Raw genomic sequence first — 3,906 nt, 5'->3', positions numbered from 1 at the left:
TGAGCCGGTCGAGCGCAAGAAGGTCGTCGTCGAGGTGGACGGCCGCCGCGTCGAGGTCTCGCTGCCCGGTGACCTGGCCTTCGGCGGGTCGCACAACGGTGGCACCGTCCGCCGCAAGGCCAAGGCCCGCACCCGTGGCGGGGCCGCCGGTGCCGCCGCCTCCGGGGACGCCGTCTCGGCCCCCATGCAGGGCACCGTGGTGAAGGTGGCCGTCGAGGAGGGCCAGGAGGTCAAGTCCGGTGAGCTCATCGCCGTGCTCGAGGCCATGAAGATGGAGAACCCGGTCACCGCCCACAAGGACGGCGTCGTCACCGACCTGTCCGTGGACGCCGGCGCCGCGGTCACCCAGGGAACGGTGCTCTGCGAGATCAAGTGACCCGCTGACGGCGTCGTCCACCCCGGGCCGCGCCGTCGGGCCCGCCCCTCCCCCGGATCCGCTGCTCTCCTGCGCCATCCGCTGCCCCACCGGACAGCCGATCGCGCAGGGCGGCAGCGGATTTCCGGTGTCAGGGGGTGCGGAGCGCGGCCGTGCCATTTCCGACCCCCATCACGCGCTGGTCGGGATAGGTGGTCCCTCGGTCGGGAAGGGTGGCCCCTCGGTCAGGCCGGGTGGTCGACGACCGGCTCGGCGCTCGCGGGGTCGACGGTCGCCTCCACCAGGAACTCGCGGACCTCGGGGACGCCGCGGAGGAAGCCGTCCGCCTCGTCGTCGGAGTCCGTCACCTGGCTGGCCAGCTCCGCGGCGACCCGTTGCTCGAACATCTCGACCTCCCGCTCGACGCGGTCGGTATCCCAGTCCAGCACCTCCGCCATGAGCTGCGCGGCCTCGCGGGCGCACGCCACCCCTCCGTGCTGGTACTCCATGGAGATCCGGGTCCGGCGGACCAGGACGTCCTCCAGGTGCAGAGCGGCCTCCGCGAGCGCGGCGTAGACGATCTCGACCCGGAGGTAGCGATCGGCGCCGTCGAGGGTCTCCAGCAGATCGGGGCGGTCCGCCGCCAGGTCCAGCACGTCCTCGAGAAGCGAACCGTAGCGGTCGAGCAGGTGCTGGACCTGCTCCTCCCTGATCTCGTAGTGGTCCGCGATCCGGTCCGCGCGGTTGACCATCGCCGGGTAGCCGTCGGCACCGAGGAGGGGGATGCGATCGGTGGTGGAGGCCGGAACGGATTCCGCGCGCTCCGGTCCCAGCTCGGCCACCGCGGCGTCGACCGCGTCCGCCGCCATGACCCGGTAGGTGGTGTACTTGCCGCCCGCCACCACCACGGCCCCGGGAGCCGCGCGCATCACCGCGTGTTCCCGCGAGAGCTTGGCGGTGGAGTCGGCCCCGCCCGAGAGCAGCGGGCGCAGTCCCGCGTAGACACCGCGGACGTCGTCCCGCCCGATCGGGGTCGTGAGCACGGCGTTGACGTGCCCGAGGATGTAATCGATGTCCGCACCCGTCGCCGCGGGGTGTGCCAGATCGAGCTGCCAGTCGGTGTCGGTGGTGCCGATGATCCAGTATTCGCCCCAGGGGATGACGAAGAGCACCGACTTCTCGGTGCGCAGGATGAGGGCGGCCTCCGAGTCGACCTTGTCACGGTCCACCACGATGTGGACCCCCTTGGAGGCACGCACCGTGAAGCCGCCCTCCTCCCCCAGCATCTCCTGCAGGTGGTCGGTCCACACCCCCGCCGCGTTGAGCACCACCCCGGCCCGGACGTCGGTCTCCCGTCCGGTCTCGGCGTCGCGGACCCGCACGCCGGTCACTCGTTCGCCCTCCCGCAGGTAGCCGATCACCTGCGTGGAGTTGGCGACCACCGCGCCGTGCAGGGCGGCGGTGCGGGCGAGCGTGAGGGTGTGGCGGGCGTCGTCGACCAACGTGTCCCAGTACCGGATCCCCCCCACCACGACGTCCTCGCGCAGACCCGGCGCCACGCGCCGTGCACCGGCGCGGCTGTAGTGCTTCTGCGGCGGGACGCTCTTGGCGCCGCCCATGAGGTCGTAGAGGACGAATCCCGCGGCCATGTAGGGGCGCTCCCAGAACCGGCGGGTGAGCGGGAAGAGGAACTTGAGCGGTTTGACCAGGTGCGGGGCCAGTCGGGTCATGCTGAGCTCGCGCTCGTGGAGGGCCTCGGCGACGAGCCCGAAGTCGAGTTGCTCGAGATACCGGAGCCCGCCGTGGAACATCTTGGAGCTGCGCGAGGAGGTCCCGGCGGCGAAGTCGCGGGCCTCCACCACCGCGACGCTCAGGCCGCGCGTGGCCGCGTCGACAGCGCTGCCGGTGCCCACCACACCGCCACCCACGATCACGATGTCGAAGGACTCCTCCGACAACCTCCGCCATGCCTCGGCCCGGCGCTCGGGACCGAGGACGGACCGTGATCTGATCGTGGGCATCGTGCTCCCTCCGGGGCCGGGTATCGGTTTCCGGCCGGTTGCGCCCGACTCTACGCCCGGGCGGACGTAGTCTGACGACGTGACGCGTAACACGTTCATCCTCGCGATCGACCAGGGGACCACGTCCTCGCGGGCCATCCTCTTCGACCACGACGGTCTGCCGGTGCCCGCGGCGACCGCCCAGGTCGAACACCGGCAGATCCTGCCCCGGGCCGGATGGGTGGAACACGACCCGCTGGAGATCTGGGAGAACGTGCGGACGACCATGGCCCAGGTGGCCGGTCACGCCGACCTCGAACCGGCGTTGGTGAGCGCGATCGGCATCACCAACCAACGGGAGACCGTGGTGGTGTGGGAGCGGGAGACCGGTGAGCCGGTCTACAACGCGATCGTCTGGCAGGACACCCGGACCTCCGGGATCTGCGCCCGGTTGGCGGAGGGCCACCCCGACGGAGACAACAGGTTCCGCGATGCGACCGGGTTGCCCCTGTCCACCTACTTCGCGGGTCCGAAGATCCGGTGGATCCTCGATCACCTCGACGCCGAGGGCCGACGCGGCACCGAGCGGGCCGAGGCCGGCGAGCTGCTGGCCGGGACCATCGACTCGTGGCTGGTGTGGAATCTCACCGGCGGCCGCCGCGGCGGGACCGACGGCGAACCGGCGCTCCACGTCACCGACGTCACCAACGCCTCCCGCACCCTGCTCATGGATCTGCGGACCCTGGAGTGGTGCGACGAGCTCTGCCGCGAGATCGGGGTGCCGCGGGCGATGCTCCCCGACATCGTGCCGTCCTCGGGGGTGATCGGTCACGTGACCGAGCGTCGCATGTTCGGCGGGACCCCCATCGCGGGGATCCTCGGCGACCAACAGGCGGCCATGTTCGGCCAGACCTGCTTCGACCCCGGCGACGCCAAGAACACCTACGGGACCGGCGCGTTCCTGCTGCTCAACACCGGCACCACCCCCCAGTTCAGCGACAACGGGCTGCTCACCACCGTCTGCTACAAGCTCGGGGACGCCGACGCCGTGTACGCGCTGGAGGGCTCCGTGGCGGTGGCGGGCTCGCTTGTGCAGTGGCTACGGGACAACCTCGGGGTGATCTCGAGCGCCGAGGAGACCGAGGAACTGGCGACGTCACTGGAGGACAACGGCGACTGCTATCTCGTGCCCGCGTTCTCCGGACTTCTCGCCCCTCGCTGGCGCCCGGACGCGCGTGGCACCCTGGTGGGCCTGACCCGGTTCCACACCCGGGCACACCTGGCGCGAGCGGCGCTCGAGGCCACCGCGTTCCAGTCCCGCGAGATGACCGACGCGATGGCCGCCGACGCCGGCGAGACCGCCGACGCGCTGCGTGTCGACGGCGGGATGGTGGTCAACGACTACCTGATGCAGTTCCAGGCCGACATCCTGGGCATCGACGTGATCCGGCCCGAGGTCACCGAGACCACCGCCCTGGGTGCCGCCTTCGCCGCGGGGCTGGCGGTGGGCCAGTGGGACTCCCCCGACCGGCTCCGGGAGTTGTGGCGGGA

3 protein-coding genes are annotated in these 3,906 nt (G+C 71.4%); 2 read left to right on the top strand and 1 reads right to left on the bottom strand.

Translation table 11 applies throughout. The annotated features are described in order from the left end of the window. A partial coding sequence (locus tag G6020_RS17095) for a biotin/lipoyl-containing protein (protein ID WP_241732667.1) occupies window positions 1-376 on the top strand: 376 nt, incomplete at its 5' end. 224 nt (window positions 377-600) lie between these two features. Here G6020_RS17095 and G6020_RS10740 read toward each other — a convergent pair. Further along, window positions 601-2,376 carry a glycerol-3-phosphate dehydrogenase/oxidase gene (locus G6020_RS10740; protein ID WP_179524760.1) on the bottom strand — a complete coding sequence of 592 codons (1,776 nt, stop codon included), beginning with the start codon at window positions 2,374-2,376 and terminating at the stop codon, window positions 601-603. Between the two features lie 79 nt (window positions 2,377-2,455). On the opposite strand from G6020_RS10740, the gene glpK reads away from it, so the two are divergent. Next, window positions 2,456-3,906: glycerol kinase GlpK (gene glpK, locus G6020_RS10735; protein WP_182610621.1), on the top strand; the 1,451-nt coding region annotated here is incomplete at its 3' end.

It is taken from the genome of Dietzia sp. B19 (assembly GCF_014145155.1).
GTDB lineage: Bacteria > Actinomycetota > Actinomycetes > Mycobacteriales > Mycobacteriaceae > Dietzia > Dietzia natronolimnaea.
Note: the sequence above shows the minus strand (reverse complement) of the source record. Positions and strands in the feature narration are given on the sequence as shown.

Coding starts and splice junctions, on each gene's coding strand:
- G6020_RS10740 (WP_179524760.1), bottom strand. CDS start 2,376: ATGCCCACGATCAGATCACGGTCCGTCCTCGGTCCCGAGCGCCGGGCC.